Annotated in this window: 1 pseudogene; it reads right to left on the bottom strand. The window is 51.6% G+C overall.

The features are described 5' to 3' along the window. A pseudogene (locus A3763_RS05225) lies at positions 1 to 523 on the bottom strand (AMP-binding protein); the annotation flags it as partial.

The following is a 523-nucleotide window of genomic DNA, read 5'->3' on the forward strand; positions in this document are numbered from 1 at the left end:
GTAGTAGCGGCCCGTACTTCTTCTTTGCCTAACGAGCTTGATTCTGATAAAGGGAGGCTTTCTAAAGCCTTTCGATCAAGCTTGTTGTTAAGGGTGCGTGGTAACTCCCCGAGTGCTTCAAGGTGCTGCGGCACCATGTAAGGGGGCAATTGCTGTCGCAGGTGCTCACGAAGTTCACTGAGACTAATCGGGCTATTCTTCCATACAACATAAGCGATGAGCCGCGTATCGCCGGCACGGACTTCTCGTACGCTTAAGGCGCAGTCGTCAATGGCGTCGTGTTGGCGCATAAGCGTCTCAATTTCACCCAGTTCTATTCGGTAGCCGCGTACTTTGACTTGCTGATCCAGTCGTCCCATATACGTAAGGGTGCCGTCGTGGGTGTAGCGTACTTTATCACCGGTGCGATAGAGTTGGCCGTCTCCAAAGGGGTTTGGAATAAAGACCTTCCGGGTTAATTCGTCACGATTGTTATAGCCTAAGGTCAAACCGTCACCACCGATGTATAGTTCGCCAGCGATGC

The sequence above is a fragment of the Oleiphilus sp. HI0128 genome (assembly GCF_001635365.1).